The 16152-nt window shown below is 68.2% G+C and carries 9 protein-coding genes; 5 read left to right on the forward strand and 4 right to left on the reverse strand.

Annotated features, from left to right (window positions below):
- Nucleotides 1–2: 2 nt before the first annotated feature.
- Nucleotides 3–1430: a DcaP family trimeric outer membrane transporter gene (locus GQ674_RS19235; protein WP_159498477.1), complete on the reverse strand. Its 1428-nt coding sequence runs from the start codon at nucleotides 1428–1430 to the stop codon at nucleotides 3–5.
- Nucleotides 1431–1867: 437 nt separating this feature from the next.
- Between GQ674_RS19235 and acs the strand changes: the two genes are divergently transcribed.
- Together acs and GQ674_RS19245 are read left to right on the forward strand one after the other, a co-directional pair.
- Nucleotides 1868–3811: an acetate--CoA ligase gene (gene acs / locus GQ674_RS19240; RefSeq protein ID WP_159498479.1), complete on the forward strand. Its 1944-nt coding sequence runs from the start codon at nucleotides 1868–1870 to the stop codon at nucleotides 3809–3811.
- A gap of 156 nt (nucleotides 3812–3967) precedes the next feature.
- Nucleotides 3968–4633, forward strand: coding sequence for a response regulator transcription factor (locus GQ674_RS19245; protein WP_159498481.1), 666 nt, complete (start codon nucleotides 3968–3970; stop codon nucleotides 4631–4633).
- A gap of 35 nt (nucleotides 4634–4668) precedes the next feature.
- Here GQ674_RS19245 and GQ674_RS19250 read toward each other — a convergent pair whose 3' ends face one another.
- Nucleotides 4669–5730, reverse strand: coding sequence for a hypothetical protein (locus GQ674_RS19250; RefSeq protein WP_159498483.1), 1062 nt, complete (start codon nucleotides 5728–5730; stop codon nucleotides 4669–4671).
- Between the two features lie 801 nt (nucleotides 5731–6531).
- Between GQ674_RS19250 and GQ674_RS19255 the strand changes: the two genes are divergently transcribed.
- Nucleotides 6532–7110, forward strand: a complete 579-nt coding sequence (locus GQ674_RS19255) for a manganese efflux pump MntP family protein (protein WP_159498485.1) — start codon at nucleotides 6532–6534, stop codon at nucleotides 7108–7110.
- Between the two features lie 25 nt (nucleotides 7111–7135).
- Here GQ674_RS19255 and GQ674_RS19260 read toward each other — a convergent pair whose 3' ends face one another.
- Together GQ674_RS19260 and GQ674_RS19265 are read right to left on the reverse strand one after the other, a co-directional pair.
- On the reverse strand, nucleotides 7136–10585 hold the full coding sequence (locus GQ674_RS19260) for a PAS domain-containing hybrid sensor histidine kinase/response regulator (RefSeq protein WP_159498487.1): 3450 nt from the start codon (nucleotides 10583–10585) through the stop codon (nucleotides 7136–7138).
- A 163-nt stretch (nucleotides 10586–10748) separates the two neighbouring features.
- Nucleotides 10749–12896, reverse strand: a complete 2148-nt coding sequence (locus GQ674_RS19265; RefSeq protein WP_159498489.1) for a S46 family peptidase — start codon at nucleotides 12894–12896, stop codon at nucleotides 10749–10751.
- Between the two features lie 122 nt (nucleotides 12897–13018).
- Between GQ674_RS19265 and GQ674_RS19270 the strand changes: the two genes are divergently transcribed.
- Both GQ674_RS19270 and GQ674_RS19275 read left to right on the forward strand, forming a co-directional pair.
- A complete protein-coding gene (locus GQ674_RS19270; protein WP_159498491.1) occupies nucleotides 13019–14698 on the forward strand; it encodes a molecular chaperone HscC in 1680 nt (559 codons plus the stop codon).
- The gene (locus tag GQ674_RS19275; protein ID WP_159498493.1) at nucleotides 14695–16137 is read left to right on the forward strand and encodes a hypothetical protein; all 1443 of its coding nucleotides are present in this window, start codon (nucleotides 14695–14697) and stop codon (nucleotides 16135–16137) included. Before GQ674_RS19270 ends, GQ674_RS19275 begins: the two co-directional genes overlap by 4 nt.
- The last annotated feature ends 15 nt before the right edge of the window (nucleotides 16138–16152 follow it).

Genomic DNA, 16152 nt, shown 5'->3' on the forward strand with positions numbered 1-16152 from the left:
TTCTAGAAGCTGTACTTCGTGGTGAACTGCAGGCGGTTGATGTCGCCCTTGCGCCCGTCCTCGATCTCGCGCACGCCGTACATGTACTCGGCACCGATATCGACCTTGGGCATCGGCGTGTAGAAGACGTTGCCGCGGATGCTCTGCACGCTCTTGGTCACCAGCGGACCCAGGCTGCCGTCGTTGTCGTAGTCGCTGCGCGCGTAGATCAGGTTGGTGCGCAGCTTCGGGGTGAAGGCATGGCGCCAGCCCACGTAGCCGGCCAGTACGCCGGTCGGGTTGAGCTCGTCGCGGGCGATGTCGTAGGCGGTGTCGGCGGTAACGCCCAGGCCGACGTAGCGGGCGATGCCTTCGCCGCCACTGACCTGGTAATGCAGCGTGTCGCTGCTGCCCATCACCCACTTGCCGCCCAGGGTCAGGCCGCCGCCGATCTTGTCGGCTTTGGCGCCGGTGGTCTGGTTGTCAATCTGCAGCTGGCGCACCACGCCGCCCACGCCGAAGGTGCCCCAATCGCCCTTCCAGCCGTAACGCAGGGTCAGGTCGGGCAGCGCGCCGCGGTCGGAGTTGCTGGACACGTTCGTCCACGCCCCGGTGATCGGGTTGCGGGTGCCGGTGAGCACGGTGGTTTCCGGGTTTTCCAGCGCGACGCTGAAGCCGCCCTGCGTGTAGCGGATCTGCGCCTGGCGCACGAACAGCACGCCGTCGGTGGGTCCGACGAAGTCGGCAGCTTCCGGCAGCGACGCGGCGTCCATGAAGTTGGACCAGGTCTGGCCGGCCAGCCAGTTGTTCCAGTACATGTAGGCATGGCGCAGCGTCACGCCGTAGGTATTGGTGGCGGTCTGGTTGCCCAGCGAGTTGCCGAAGAAGTCCATCTCGAAGAACGCGCCGGCCTTGTTGCCGCCTTCGCTGACGTTGTCGATGCCGAGGTTGAAGCGCGAGAACTTGGCATGGGCGTTGTAATCCACGTCCGAGCGCTCGCCGCTGCCGCCGGCACCGGCCACCGGGGTCTGGCCCGGCAGGTACAGCGCGCGGCCGGTGGCGTCGTCGGCCAACTGGCCATCGCCGGTCTGGGTGGCCAGGAAGTCGGCCTTGATGAAGCCACCGATCTTGACCGTGGTACCCGGCGCGGCGCCCGGGGTGATGGTGGTGACCTGGATCGGCTGCTTGCCGGCCGGCACCTGCGCCGCCAGCGGCTGCTGGGCCTGCACGGTCTTCACTGCGGTGACGTCGGTCTGCGCCTGGCTGATCTGGGTCTGTTGCTGCTGGCTGGTATTGACCAGCATCTGCACCTGGCGCTCCAGCTCGGCGATGCGTGCTTCCAGCGCCTTCTCTTTGGCGGTATCGGCGAATGCGACGCCTGGTGCGATCAATGCAACGAACAGGGCGGCCGCCAACGGCCGGCGTGTCGTCTTCAACAAACGGTGGCTCATGTTGCCCTCTCTCCCGGGTGGCAATGCGAACGCCGCGCTGGGCACGGTCGAGCCGACAGTGGGGCCGCCCCGCCTGCGGGGGCTATTGGCCATTAGTCGTACTCGCCCGCCGGGCGAGCACGACCCGGGCGCCGCAGGCGACCGGCAGGTGCCGCAGGCACCTGGGTAGGTACCGACCGTTGGTCGGTACGCTCTTACTCACAGACAACGCTGCACCCCGTCACCACGGGCCCAAACACACCCGGCACCCACCGACCGCCACGCGCTGCCCACACCGCACGCCCGACTCTGACCCGTTCCCCACGCTCCTGCCGCGTTCGACCATGGTCTAAGCACCCAGTCACCGCGAAGGGGGGTGGATGCGGCAAACTGAGGGTGAGAGATCGCAGCTTATGTTGCGATCGCACAACCCAAGTCCTGTTGCAAGTGAGGGTGCCATGGCCGATCTTTACCCCGTCAAGGCGGATTTTTCCGCCAAGGCGCGCATTGACAAGAACACGTACGAAACGCTCTACCGTGAATCGATCGAGCACCCGGATGCTTTCTGGGGCAAGGCCGCGCAGCGCCTGGAATGGTTCAAGACGCCGACCACGATCAAGAACGTCAGCTACAACCTCGACGATTTCCGCATCAAATGGTTCGAGGACGGCGAGCTCAACGCCAGCGTCAACTGCCTGGACCGCCAGCTCGCGCAGCGCGGCGACAAGGTGGCGCTGCTGTTCGAACCGGACAGCCCGGATGCACCGTCGCAGGGCGTGACCTACCGCGAGCTGTACGAGCGCGTGTGCCGGCTGGGCAATGCACTGCGCAACCTGGGCGTGCAGAAGGGCGACCGGGTCACCATCTACCTGCCGATGATCGTCGACGCCGCGGTGGCCATGCTCGCCTGTGCGCGCATCGGCGCGGTGCATTCGGTGGTGTTTGGCGGCTTTGCGCCGAACTCGATCGCCGACCGCGTGATCGACTGCGCCAGCAAGCTGATCATCACGGCCGACGAAGGCTTGCGCGGTGGCCGCAGAATTCCGCTCAAGGCCAACGTGGATGCGGCGCTGAAGCTCCCCGGCACCACCACCGTGGAGACCGTGCTGGTGGTGCGCCACACCGGCGGCGCGGTGGACATGCAGGCCCCGCGCGACCGCTGGTTCCATGACGTGGTGGACGCGCAGCCGGCGCAGTGCGAACCGGAGCGGATGAACGCCGAAGACCCGCTGTTCATCCTTTACACCTCCGGGTCGACCGGCAAGCCCAAGGGCGTGCTGCACACCACCGCCGGCTACCTGCTGTATGCGTCCTACACCCATGAAGCGGTGTTCGACCTGCGCGAGGACGACATCTACTGGTGCACCGCCGACGTCGGCTGGGTCACCGGCCACAGCTACATCGTGTACGGGCCGCTGGCCAACGGCGCCACCTCGCTGATGTTCGAAGGCGTGCCGAACTTCCCGAACACCTCGCGGTTCTGGGAGGTGATCGACAAGCACCAGGTGACCATCTTCTACACCGCGCCCACCGCCATCCGCGCGTTGATGCGGGAGGGCGAAGCGCCGGTGAAGCGCACCTCGCGTGCATCGCTGCGCCTGCTGGGCAGTGTCGGCGAGCCGATCAATCCCGAAGCCTGGCGCTGGTACTACGAGGTGGTGGGCGACAGCCGCTGCCCGATCGTGGATACCTGGTGGCAGACCGAAACCGGCGGCATCCTGATTTCGCCGCTGCCCGGTGCGGTGGACCTCAAGCCGGGGTCGGCCACCCTGCCCTTCTTCGGCGTGCAGCCGGCGCTGGTCAATGCAGAGGGCGAGATCCAGGACGGCCCCACCGAAGGCAACCTGATCATCCGCGATTCGTGGCCGGGCCAGATGCGCAGCGTGTACGGCGACCACCAGCGCTTCATCGACACGTATTTCCGCACCTACCCGGGCAGCTACTTCACCGGCGACGGCTGCCGTCGCGATGAAGACGGCTACTACTGGATCACCGGCCGCGTGGACGATGTGATCAACGTGTCCGGCCACCGCATCGGCACCGCCGAAGTGGAGAGCGCGCTGGTCTCGCACCCGAAGGTGGCCGAGGCGGCCGTGGTCGGCTTCCCGCACGACATCAAGGGCCAGGGCATCTACGCCTATGTCACCCTGATCGCTGAAGAAACACCGAGCGATGAACTGCATAAGGAACTGATCGCCTGGGTGCGCAAGGAGATCGGCCCGATCGCCGCGCCCGACCACCTGCAATGGGCGCCCGGCCTGCCGAAGACGCGCTCGGGCAAGATCATGCGCCGCATCCTGCGCAAGATCGCCGAGAACGCGCCGGACCAGCTGGGCGACACCTCGACCCTGGCCGATCCGTCGGTGGTGGCGTCGCTGGTGGAAGAGCGCAAGGTGAAGTAAGGGTCGCCACATCGCATGGGCGCTGTCGTTCCCACGGTTCGCAAGCGGACCGTGGGCCCCTTCTCACCCTCACCCGCCCCCTGACTCAGGGGGTTGTCATCTCGATGCACTCGTTCCGTTACGTCGTGTCACCCCTTTCGCAACATGGCCCCCACCATGACAACCCTCCTGATTGCCGACGACCACCCGTTGTTCCGCGAAGCCCTTCGCGGGGCCGTGCAACGCGTCATTCCCGGCGTGCAGCTGTTCGAAGCCGACAGCGTGGAAGCGCTGTACCAGCTGGCCGACCAGCACACCGACGCCGACCTGGTCCTGATGGACCTCAACATGCCCGGTGCGCAGGGCTTCAACGCGCTGGTGCACATGCGCGCCCTGCACCCGCAGCTGCCGGTGGTGGTGGTGTCCGCGCGCGAAGAGCCCACCGTGATGCGGCGTGCGCTGGACCATGGCGCGTTCGGCTTCATTCCCAAGTCCGCCGATTCGGACACGATAGGCCATGCGCTGGGCACCATCCTCGATGGTGAAACCTGGGCCCCGCCGGAGGCGCACAACGTGCCGCCGACCGGGCGCGAGGAACGCGAAATCGGCCAACGCCTGCGCGAACTCACCCCGCAGCAGTTCCGCGTGCTGCAGATGCTGGGCGCCGGCCGGCTCAACAAGCAGATCGCCTATGACCTCAACGTGTCCGAGGCAACGATCAAGGCCCACGTCACCGCCATCCTGCGCAAGCTGGGTGTCACCAACCGCACCCAGGCGGTGCTGATGGCCGGCAAGCTGGCCATCGACGACGAACCGATCGTGTTGCCGCCGGAAGAGGAGTGAGGGGCGGGCGTTCGCAGGCAACGCATCCGACGCGATCAGCCAGTCCACCAACGGAAGGGCGTGTCGTGGTAATCGGCAATCCCCACCAGTTCGTAGCCCGACTCGACCTGACGGCACAGAAGACGCCAGCGCGAGCGTCCTGACAGCCCCTCGATGTTGGCGTCGGTGGCGATGAAGACGTGCCCGTCCTGCTTCACCACATGCCCCTGGATTCTGCCCGCGGCGAGATCCTGTTCGACCCGCTCGATGCGTTTGAGCGTGCTGCTGTCCGGCGGCAGGCGCGCGCATTGTTCCTTCAGGGTAGCGCCGCGCTGGACATCGACCGGCTGCGCACGTTTGGCGCGCCCAGAGGCGCCAAGGGTGGGCATCGTCGTCGGTCCAGCCTCTCGCCCCGTCGGCAGGCGGCGATGGCGCACTTGCACCACCGGCGCCGGCTGACGCATCCAGTCCTGCGACGGCAGTGCGGTGTCGGCGACCGACCGGGTGGGCGCAGCGTCCTTCGCGGTCAGCGGCACGGGGCGTGCGGGTCGCAGCTGCCATTGGCCGCCGTGGCGATCCACCGTCTGACCGCAGACACCTGGATCCGGGCCGGCCGGGTCCACGTGGAAGAACGTGGTACGCAGATTACGCAGGACCGCGCCCGGTGGCCGCCCCTCTCCATTGATTTCGCGCTGCAGCCGCTCCAGTTGGCTCGGCGCTACGGCCGCGATGTACCGGTGACCGGTTTCCTTGCAGGTGATCACGCAGGGCGGGCGGTCCACGCAAGCCTCCATGAAGAACGCCTTCAGGCCTGTTTCCAGCGCCGGCCCCACCGGCAGGCCTACGCTGGCCGCGTGCGCGCGGTAATCGTCGATCATCTGCTCCATAAGGCCGTGCAGATGGTCGTGGATGGTGCGCACGCGTGCGGCATCGGCGTGGTCCAGACCGAATTTCAGCGCCAGATCACGAAGCGCGGCGGTGGAGTGCAGCATGTCCCAGCGCTGCTGATGCGCCCGTTCACGTTCGGCGTCGTGGCGGGCGATGCGCAGGTAGGCTTCACCCAGGCACGCCCCGACAATCGCGCCGGTCAGCGGCGCGGTCGCATTGGCGATAGACATCAAACACCCGGTCAGGCCACCGGTGGCAAGGGCGACCACTCGGGCCTGCGGGGTCTCCACCGCCACGTTGGCAATGCCGCTGATGCGTGCGCCCAGATGGAGAGTCGGGAGTTGACGAGTAACGCTGCGCGAGGGCGGCAACGCGGGCGGACAGGTGGGAAGGGGCGATGGACTGGCCGCAGCGCGCGGAATGGGCATGGTGGCGGTCTGCAGTGGGAATCCTCGCCATGATGTACCGCACTGTGGGCAGGACCGGCAATCGGAATGGTTGCAATTGAGGCCAACTGCTTCCAGCGTCCACGTGGGCCGGTAGCTTGCAGCCACTTGCGTCGCGTAGGCACCGCCGCACCGGCCCGCACGTAAGACAGGCCCATGCCGTGGTCGCCGAGCGCTACTGAAAATGCGGTCACAAAGAGCGGGTGCGGGGCCGACGGCCAGACAACGCACCGCACGCCGAAGCAGATACGGGTAACCCAGCGACGTCTGGCTCTGCGATGAGAGGCCGCCGACCAACCGTCGGCTCTGCCCCCCCGGGCGTATAGCCGGGGCTATGAATGACAGCGTTGCCTGCGCAATTGCCGGCAAATGCTCGATCCGGCGGACCCGGTGCTAAGCTTCGCGTCCCCTTGGGGAGTAGCCGGATTCCTGCTGCAGGAATCGCCCGCATCAACATACTCGGCCAGTGCGCCGTGGTGCGGGTAGCCATCGTGGTTGGCGAGACCAGCGGTCCGCGTGCGCAACGACAGGTTGGGCGCGTTCGCGGTCCGTTGCTCGCAATCGCCCGACCTGCCGTGTACCCCAATGTCCCCCATCTCGATCCTGTTGATCGGCTTTGCCATGTCCACCGATGCCTTCGCTGCGGCGATCGGCAAAGGCGCGGCCATGCGCAAGCCACGCTTCCCCGATGCGCTGCGCGCCGGCCTCATTTTCGGTGTCATCGAAGGCATCACGCCGGTGATCGGCTGGTTGCTGGGCCGTGCCGCCCTGCAGTACGTCGAAGCGTTTGATCACTGGATCGCCTTCGGCCTGCTCGGTGCGCTGGGCGTGCACATGATCATCAACGGCATCCGCCCCGATGACGGTGCCGAGGACGAAGACACCAGCAAACACCACGGCTTCTGGCGCCTGGCGGTCACCGGCTTTGCCACCAGCATCGATGCGATGGCGGTCGGCATCGGCCTGGCCTTCCTGGATGTCCACATCGGCGTGATGGCGCTGGTGATCGGCCTGTGCACCTTCACCATGGTCACCGCCGGGGTCATGCTCGGCCGCGTGCTGGGCAACATGGTCGGCAAGCGCGCCGAGATCATCGGCGGCCTGATTCTGATCATCATCGGCTCGACCATCCTGTACGAACACCTCAGCGGCGCCATGGGCTGATGCGCCGTGCCCCACCGCCGCGCGGCTACATGTCCCCGCGCGGCGCGTGGAAGGCGGCCAGGAAGGCGCGCAGCGAGGCCGGCTTGATCGGCTTGGTCAGCAACCGGTAGCCGCGCTCGCGCGCCATCCGCTTCAACTCGTCGCGCCCGTCGGCGGTCAGCAACGCACCGGGAATCGCACGCCCTGCCTTGTCGCGCAGCGCCACCAGCGTGTCCAGGCCATCCAGCCGGTCGTGCAGGTGGTAATCCACCAGCATCACGTCCGGATGCAGGTGCACCTTCTCCAGCGCCTGGTCCACGGTGCTGGCGGTGATCACCTCCACTCCCCACCGTCCGAGCAGCGCGCGCATGCCGTCCAGGATTTCCTGGTCGTTGTCCACGCACAACACCCGCATGCCCGCCAGTGAATCGGTGCGGGTGGGGATCGGCGTCGGCGATGCGGCCGCGGACATCGGCAGCACCGGTGCCTGCACCTTGGGCAGCATGATCGAGAACATGCTGCCGGTACCCACCCGGCTGCGCGCGTTGAGCCGATGGTCGAGCAGGCGCGAGATGCGCTGGCAGATCGACAGGCCCAGCCCCAGCCCCTGCTCGCCCCAGTCGAAGGGCTGCTGGTAGCGGTGGAACTCGTCGAAGATCTGCTGCATGTGGTGCTCGGGAATGCCCGGCCCGGTATCCCAGACCTGCAGTTCCACTTCGTTGCCCCGGTGGCGCACCGCCAGCACGATCCGGCCCTGCCGCGTGTAGCGCAACGCGTTGGCCAGGAAGTTCTGCAGCACCCGGCGCAGCAGCCGGCGGTCGCTGCGGATCCACGCCGGGCGCGCGAACAGGTCCAGGCGCAGTCCGCGTCCTGCCGCCACCGGCGAGTACTGCGCGGCCAGCTCGCGCATCAGCACGCTCACGTCGAAATCGCCGATCACCGGGTGCAGCCCGCCCGCGTCCAGCCGCGACACGTCCAGCAGGCCGTCCAGCAGCTCCTCGGCGGCGCGCAGCGAGGCATCCACGCGCTCGGCCAGGTGGCGCTGCTCTTCGTTGTTGTGGTGGCTCTCGCGCAGCGCGGAGGCGAACAGTCGCGCCGCGTTCAGCGGCTGCAGCACGTCGTGGCTGATCGCCGCCAGGAAGCGCGTCTTGGACTGCTGCGCCACCTCGGCCTCGTGCGAGCGCTCGGCCACGCGCTGTTCCAGGGTTTCGTTGGCTTCCAGCAGCGCTTTTTCGGCGTGCTTGTAATCGGTGATGTCGTTGTAGCTGGTGACATAGCCGCCGCCGGGCAGTGCCTGGCCACGCATTTCGATCACCTTGCCGTCGCTGCGGGTGCGCTCGAAGATGTGCGGCGACCCGGCGCGCATGTAGCCGATGCGGCGGTTGATCTGCACGTCGATGTCGCCCTCGCCCAGCTCGCCGCGTTCGGCGTTGTAGCGGATCAGGTCGGCCACCGGGCGGCCCACGTAGAGCATGCCGTCGGGGTAGCCGAACATCTGCTGGTAGCGGCGGTTCCACGCGGTCAGGCGCATGTCCGGGTCGACCACGCTGACCCCGGCGCTGATGTTCTCCAGCGTGGTGGACAGGATCTCGCGGTTGAAGCGCAGCTCCTGGCCGGCTTCGTCCAGCACCGCCACCACTTCGCCCAGGTCCATGCCCGAACCCCGCAGCAGGCTGGTCAGCAGCAGCCGCGCCGAGGCCGCGCCGATCGAGGCGGCCAGCAGGCGCTCGGTGAACTGCACCCAGGCCCGGTCGGCCGGCGCGGACGCCTGCAGCTCGCGGCCCATCGACTGGGCCTGCTCGAAGAACGAGCGCCGGGCATGGCGGTCGCCGACCACGCGCGAGGCCAGGGCCAGCAGGTCCTCCACGTGCACATGGCCCGGCCACGCCCCGGCCACCGACGGCCGCTGTGCATACGGGTCCAGGAACGGCGCCGCACGCAGGCGTTCGTCCACGCCCGGGCGCCAGCGCACCGACACCAGCAGCATCGCCGCGGCATTGACCAGCAGCGACCAGAACGTGCCATGGGTCAGCGGGTCCCAGCCGCTCATGCCGAACAGACGCTGTGGCCGCAGCCAGTCGATGCCGAACGGCCCCTGCACCAGCCACGCCGCGTCCATCCAGCCGGCATGGGTCAGCGCCGGCAGCAGCAGCGTGTACACCCAGGTGGCAAAGCCGAGCAGCATGCCCACTTCCACGCCCCGGCGACTGGCTCCGCGCCAGTACAGGCCGCCGATCAGCCCGGGCGCGAACTGCGCCACCGCCGCGAACGCCATCAACCCGTACGAGGCCAGCGTGCTGTCATTGCTGCTGCCGCGGTAGTAGCTGTAGGCGGCCAGCGCCAGCAGCAGGATGGCGGTGCGCCGGATCCACAGCACCCGCGAGGCCACGTCGGCCGCTTCCTGGTGGTCGCCACTGCGGCGCAGCAGCACCGGCATCACCAGGTCGTTGCTGACCATGGTGGCCAGCGCGATGGAGGCCACGATGACCATGCCGGTGGCCGCCGAGAAGCCGCCCACGTAGGCCACCAGCGCCAGGAACTTGCGGCCCTCGGCCAGCGGCAGGGCCAGCACCATGCTGTCGTCGGCGACGCTGCCGCCGGTGCCGAACAGGGTCACGCCGGCGGTGGCGATCGGGATCACCATCGCCGAGATGATCACCAGATACGCACCGAACATCCAGCGCGCGCGGCGGATGTCGCGCACGTTACCGCACTCCACCACGGCCACGTGGAACTGGCGCGGCAGGCAGATGATGGCCAGGAAGCTGAGCAGGGTCTGCGAGATGAACCCGACCGGCGGCAACCCGGCAAACAGCGTATGCGCCGACTGCAGCACCGCGTCGGTGCGGTCGTTGAGCCACAGGTAGGCGAACAACCCCAGCGCCACCATCGCGATCAGCTTGATCAGCGACTCCAGCGCGATGGCCAGCATCATGCCGTGGTGATGCTCGGTGGCATCCACCTGGCGGGTGCCGAACAAGGTGGCAAACAGCGCCATCAGCAGCGCCACGTACAGCGCCGGATCAGTGAAGAAGCCGGTGGGCCCGACATTGCCGGTGAGCACCTGCAGGCTCATCGCCACGGCTTTGTACTGCAACGCCAGGTACGGCACGATGCCGATCAGCGCGATCACCGCCACCAGCGCGGCCAGCCGCCGCGAGCGCCCGAACCGCGAGGAGATGAAGTCGGCGATGGACACCACGTTCTGGCTGCGCGCGATCAGCGCCAGGCGCTCGATGATGCGCCAGCCGAACAGCCACAGCAGCAGCGGGCCCAGGTAGATCGGCAGGTAGCCGATGCCGTTGCGCACCGCCGTGCCCACCGCCCCGTAGAAGGTCCACGACGAGCAGTACACCGCCAGCGCCAGGCTGTAGACCACCGGCCGCAGCCACGGCCGGTTGGGGTACATCGGGCGACGGTCGCCCCACCACGCCACGCCGAACAACAGCGCGGCATAGGCCACCGATACCAACAGCAGGATCCAGCTGGAGACCACGGGGTGATTCCGTCAGGGTAAACAGCAGTAGATCACGACCATTGGTCGTGATGGAAACATCGCCGCCGGCACCCACCGGGGCGGTGACGCCCATCGCCCCGCCGGACCGATCACGCCCGCGCCCCACCGGTAGGTCACGACCATTGGCCGTGACCGCCGCGGGTCATTCCGCCGGAACGCCCATTTCCTTCAGCAGCTCGGGTGCCGGGTACACCTTGGCCAGCAACCAGCGCAGGTAGCGCATGTCCACGTGCACGGCGCGCTTGTAGCGCGGGTCGAACCACCAGCTGGCACTCACCGATTCCCAGTTGCTGTCGAAGTTCAGCCCGATCAGCTCGCCCTTGGCGTTGAGCACCGGCGAGCCGGAGTTGCCGCCGGTGGTGTCCAGGTTGGTCAGGAAGTTGACCGTCTGGGTCTTCAGCACCGGGTCGGCGGTGGAGCCGAAGTCGCCCTTGGCGATCGCGGCCAGCAGCGGCTTGGGCGCATCGAACGGGTAGGCGTTGGTGTTCTTCTCGACGATGCCGGCCACGGTGGTCACCGGGTCGAAATGCACCGCATCGCGCGGCGACAGCGCTTCCACCTTGCCGTAGCTGATGCGCAGCGTGCGGTTGGCATCGGGGTACACCGCGCGCCCCTGTTTGGCGCGCCAGGCAAACAGCGCCTGCATGTAGGCCGGGCGCAGGCGCAGCTGTTCACCGGCGCGTGCCTTGCTCTGGTCATCCAGGCGCAGCTGCGCGGCCACCAGCGGGCCGGCCAGGTCGATCAGCGGGTCGCGCGCGAGCGGCTTGCCGTCCTTTGCCGCGGCAAACCGCGACAGGCGCTGGGCTTCGTCACCCAGCGCGGTGCTGGCGTACAGCCCGTCCAGCGCCTTGGCCAGCGCTGCCGGGGTGCGTCCGAAGGCCGCGTCGAACTCGGGCACGCGCTGTGCCTCGGGCAGCTGCTGGTAGCGGGTCAGCAGCGTGGTCAGCAGCGCCTTTTCCACCTCGGGCGAATAGCGACGCTGCACCTGCTTCAAGGTGCCTTCGATCAGCGCCAGGTCGCGCTGCTGGTAGCCGCTCTCGCGCTCGGCGTCGGGCTTGGCCGATTCAATGCGCAGGCGCTCCAGGGTCAACGCCGAACGCAGCAACTGGCTCTGCGCCGACAGCAGGTCCAGCAGCAGGTCGCGTTCACCCACCGACGCGCCCTGCGACAACGAGCCCAGCAGCGCTTGGATGTCGCCCTGGAAACGGGCGTCGGTAGCCTTCAGCATCGCGCCTTCATCGCTGGCGCGCTGGGCCTTGGCATCGCTGCGCAGCAGGCCTTCCAGCTCGCCGGCGGCGCGCTTGCGGTTGTTCTTCAGCGACTGCAGCTGCGAGGCGTAACGGGTCCGCGCCTGCGCATCCTTGGCGGTGGCCGCTTCGATGGTGTCGATCATCTGCTGGAACACCGCCACCCGGCGCGGCAGCACCGCGTCGATCTGGCTGGCGAATTCGGCGGCGGTGCGGTGCCGGTAGGTGATGCCCGGGTAGCCGGCCAGCATCGCGTAATCGCCCGTCTTCGGCCCGTCGATGGCCATCTTCAGGTGCGCCGGCGGCTGGTAGGGCACGTTGTCCGGACTGTACGGGGCCGGCTTGCCGTCCTTGCCCACATAGGCACGCAGCAGGGTGAAGTCACCGGTGTGGCGTGGCCACATGAAGTTGTCGATCTCATCGCCGTAATTGCCGATCGCACGCGGCGGCGCGTACACCAGCCGCACGTCGCTCAGCTCCAGCTGGCGGATGCGGTAGAAGTCGGTGCCGTAGTACATGTCGGCCACGCTGCAGCGCACGTTGCCTTCCTTCTCGCAGTCGGCCACCAGCTGCTTGCTGGCGCGGTCGACCGCATCGAAATAGGCGCGCCCGGTCTTGCCACGCGCGTCGCGCAGCACCTCGTCGGTCACCTTGTCGAAGCCGGTGGTGACCAGCACGCGGAAATCCGGGTTGGCCGCGCGCTCGTCGCTGCGGCCCTGGGCGATGAAGCCGTTGTCGATCAGGTTGTGCTCGGGCGAGCTGTTGTACTGGATCACGCCCATCGCCACGTGGTGGTTGGTGAGCAGCAGGCCGTCGGCGGAAACGAACGAACCGGTACCGCCACCGGCACGCACCACCGCGCTCAGCGGCGGCGCGGTGACGTTGGCCAGGTCGGTCGGGTTGCCCTTGAAGCCGGCCGCCTTCAACGGCTTGGCCAGGTCCGGCAGCTGGGTCGGCATCCACATGCCTTCATCGGCGTGGGCGCCGGCGGCGAGGGTCAGGCCAAGGGCCAGGGCGGCAGTCAGGGGTTTGCGTGGCGACATGAGCACTTCCGGTACGTCAGAACAGCCCGGGACCATAGCCGCTGCGCCCGGCAGGGGCAACGGCCGATGGTCAGGATGCGCGGAGGCTGGCTAGAATCGGCGCTTCGCAAAGGGGATTGCAGATGATCGTAGGAATCGATCTGGGCACCACGCACTCGCTGATCGGGGTGCACCATGCCACCGGGGGGGAACTGTTTCCCAACGCACACGGCGACCTGCTGACACCGTCGGTGGTCAGCCTCGACGGCGACACCGTGCTGGTGGGCAAACCGGCCCAGGACCGGCTGGTCACCCATCCGGGGCTCAGCGTGGCCACCTTCAAGCGTCTGATGGGCACCGCCCACGAAAGGCGCCTGGGCGAACGCCGGTTCCGTCCCGAAGAGCTGTCCGCGCTGGTGCTGCGCTCGCTGCTGGCCGACGCGGAGGCCGCGTTGGGCGAGAAAGTGCGCGAAGCGGTGATCAGCGTGCCGGCCTACTTTACCGACGCCCAGCGCAAGGCCACCCGGGCGGCCGGCGAACTGGCCGGCATCCGCGTGGAGCGCCTGATCAACGAGCCCACGGCCGCCGCACTGGCCTATGGCCTTCGCGACCGTGCAGGCGAGGGCCGGGTGCTGGTGCTCGACCTGGGCGGCGGCACCTTCGACGTCTCGATCCTGGAGCTGTTCGATGGCGTGGTGGAAGTCCATGCCACCGCCGGAGACAACTACCTGGGCGGCGAGGATTTCCTCACGTTGCTGGTCAAGGCCTTCTACTCGCGCCACGGGATCGACCCGCGCCGCGTCGCGGCCGCCGATGCAGCGGTGGTGCGCCATCGCCTGGAGCAGTTCAAGCGCGACCTGACCGACGAACGCAGCGCCCAGCTGCAGCTCCGGCTGGGCGGTGAGGACCTGCGCTGGCAGCTGGAGGAAGCCGAGTTCGCCCAGCTTGCCGAGCCGCTGCTGCAGCGGATGCGCGCGCCGATCGAACGCGCCATGCGCGATGCGCGGCTCAAGCCGGCCGACCTGGACGACATCGTGCTGGTGGGCGGTGCGGTACGCATGCCGATGGTGGCCCGGCTGGTCACCCGCATGTTCGGCCGCCTGCCGCTGCGCCACATCCATCCCGACCAGGCCATCGCGCTGGGCGCCACCGTGGCGGCCGGCCTGAAAAGCCGCGATGCGTCGCTGGAGGAAGTGGTGCTCACCGACGTGTGCCCCTACACCCTGGGCACGCAGGTCGCCCACCGGGTGGGCCATCAGGTCCAGACCGGCTACTTCCATCCCATCATTCCGCGCAACGCAGTGGTGCCGGTGAGCCGGGAGGACGAGTTCTTCCCCATGCAGGACGAGCAGAAGCAGGTGCGCATCGACATCTACCAGGGCGAGAGCCCGATGGTGGACAAGAACATCAAGCTGGGCGAAATCAACGTACCGCTCACCGCCGGGAAGGGGAGCGCCGGGGTACGCGTGCGCTTCACCTACGATATCAACGGCCTGCTGCAGGTGGAGGTGACTGAGTCGGCCACCGGCCAGCGGCATGAACTGCTGATCGAACAGAACCCCGGCCTGCTCGACGACGCACAGATCCGTGAGCGCCTGGCAAAGCTTGACGCACTGAAGATCCATCCGCGCGAGCAGCAGCAGAACCTGGCCCTGTTGACCCGCGCCGAACGGCTGTACGAAGAACACGTCGCGCTGCGGTCGACCCTGCAGGAGTGGATCGCGCAGTTCCGCAGCCGGCTGGAAAGCCAGGACCTGGCCCTGATCGAACAGGATCGCCAGCGTTTTGCCACCGCCATGGACGACCTGGAAATCATGGCATGAGCATCGCCGCCGAGCTGTGGGCACTGGCGGCGGATGGCGACGAACGCGCGGTCAAGCGTGCCTATGCGCGCGCGCTCAAGCAGACCCGCCCGGACGAGGATGCGACGGCATTCCAGCAGCTGCACGACGCTTACCAGCACGCACTGGCGCGATGCCGCGCCTCGGCCGACAACGACGACCCGGACAGCAACTGGGCCGATGCGGAGGGCAGCAGTGCGCCCGGGCAGGCCGCGCCCGCGGTGGCCACGGTTGCCGCACCGATGGCCGCCGTCCCTGCCGCCGCCCATCGGGTGGACCTGCCCGTGCCAGCCCAGCCGCTGCCGACAGAAGCTGCGAATGCGCTGCTGCACGCCGCGGCCAGCTGTCCCCCGGAAGACTTCCCGGCATGGCTCAGGACCCAGGCACACAGCTGGTCGCTGGACACCCGCGATGACATCGCCGCCGAGGTGCTCAAGGCCCTGCGCGACGAACGCGCGCCGATGTCGCAGTACAACGTGGATGCGCTGTATCGCGCGTTCGGCTGGGACGACATCGCCAGCGGGCTGGACCCGCGCGAGCTGCAGTGGCGGCGGGAGCGGGCCGACCAGGCGTGGATGCTGCAACCGGCCCAGCGCCGGGCCCTGACCGCCTTGCTCACCGGCCGCATCCGCGGTTGGCTCACCCCCGAAGAAACCACGGCGCGGCTGACGCTGCTGCAACAGCCACGTACACCCCTGCGTAACCTGCTGTCGGCGCTGCTGCCGTCGCGGACCGAACACGTGGCCGCCCTCATGGCGGTGCTGGGCTGCCACCCCGGCGTTCCGCTGCCGATGGGCATCGACGCCGGCCAGACCACCTTCTGGTCGGCCATGACCGATGAATTCAGTCGCGTTGCCCTGCAGGCCCGGCTGCTGCGCGGCGTCGCGGTAGGGGGATTGCTGGCGCTGTGCCTATGCGGGGCGGTGTGGGCCGGCAGCGATGTGGTGGATTGGATACTCGCCGACGTGGACAGCCGCCTGCGCGCCCCCCTGGCGGTGCTGGGCACCCTGTTGGCCCCGGTGATCTTCCTTGCCGCCCGCACCGCCTACCGCTTCGTGCATGCCTGGCAGGGGGCGCCGGAAGATGCACCGGTTGCGCTGCCGTGGTTGCGTATTCTGGCCCTGCCCCTGCTGATCGGCGCGACCTTCGGCCTCTGGTGGCTGACCATCAATCGGCTGCAGGATCCCTTCTGGGGCATCGTCGGCTGTTGGTGGCTGACCTGGGTGGCGACGGGCCTGGCGCAGTGGCGCTATCACACGCGCCGTGGCCAGCTGGTGCCCTCGGGCGTATTCACCCTGATCGGCCGGGTCGTGGGCATGGCCACGGTGTTCCTGGGGCTGATGACGGCCATCGGCTACTGGGCCGCCGACCTGTTCAGCCACCGGGACCAGCTGCGCTGGCGCCGCCAGCGGGACCGGTAGCCCCGACCCCGCTGC

It is taken from the genome of Stenotrophomonas sp. 364, from assembly GCF_009832905.1.
In the GTDB taxonomy this organism is placed as follows: domain Bacteria; phylum Pseudomonadota; class Gammaproteobacteria; order Xanthomonadales; family Xanthomonadaceae; genus Stenotrophomonas; species Stenotrophomonas maltophilia_AP.